This window comes from Klebsiella sp. A-Nf5, from assembly GCF_002810545.1.
GTDB classification, from domain to species: domain Bacteria; phylum Pseudomonadota; class Gammaproteobacteria; order Enterobacterales; family Enterobacteriaceae; genus Klebsiella; species Klebsiella variicola.
Map to the genome: position 1 here is coordinate 1 of NZ_PIOG01000221.1, position 1,078 is coordinate 1,078.

The following is a 1,078-nucleotide window of genomic DNA, read 5'->3' on the forward strand; positions in this document are numbered from 1 at the left end:
GACCTAGCAACTGCGTGATGTGAGTCTTATCGCTGGCCGCACGGAAAGAAACCATTACCTCGGCGCGAGGACAGTCCCACCCTGTACTTATAGCATCCTTTGCAATCAATATCCGTACCCACGTCGAATCCTCAACTCGCTGCGGCTCGATATAAAGTACGTCACGGTTTCCAAATCGCTGTGTGGTACGCTCCCCGAAAACATGCGCCACACTTGAAGAGGTTAGTTCCGGGTAACGTTCGAAAATTATATCTAAAGCCCGCCCAATTTCATCTGGATCCGGTGTGTTTGGAACCTGCAAGACCATTAATGGAACAACAATATGGGCTTCCTGTTGCTGCCTGGAGTATGCACTCCAAGCCAAACTGGATTCTTTCAATTTATCGGTCGCACGCCGTACTAGCACTGTATCGAAATCACCAACATTCTCGGGAATCTCCAGCAGGATAGTATCTTTGATAAGGCCTGACTCCTGAACTTTGGATACATCCACTTCTACATTCGGCAATTTTATATGCTTGCCTGCAGACTCAATAGCCTTGTTGAAACGTTCGACCGTGGCGGATATTCCCCATACCACAGGAATACCGGGCACACTGCCCACACCATTGATAAGGCGCTGGACGATAGTGCTCTTGACATTCTGACTGGCCGCAGTCTGGAGGCCCATGCCTCTATGCGCCTCATCCAACACAAGATAAAGCGTCAAATCAGGGTCTTCAATGGTATTTTGAATCGTGTCCCAAATCGTATAGGCTCGCAGGTCAGGTCTCATTTCAGGGAATGTTGCATCAATTTTGGCCGACATTTCCTCAGGATCGTAACCACGCACCAGCAAACTGTTCTTACTCAACTTCTGAGTGTTAAGAAAATAAATTTTTCCCGCCTGAAATTTCGGTCTGCTGAAAGTATTTCCCACAACTACGAGGTCAGTATAGTTGATGCGATCGCTGGCCTCGATGAAGCGAAAGCGAGTCTGCTCGTTCAATAATGGATCGTCGCTAAACCAGATTACAACTGCGCCGGGGTCGGCATCAAAATTGAAATCATCGTCACCATGGAAAAGAGCCTCAAAAGT

The 1,078-nt window shown here is 47.9% G+C and carries 1 pseudogene; it reads right to left on the reverse strand.

The window, feature by feature from the left end:
* Window positions 1-1,078, reverse strand: a pseudogene (locus tag CWM53_RS20485) (type III restriction endonuclease subunit R); the annotation flags it as partial.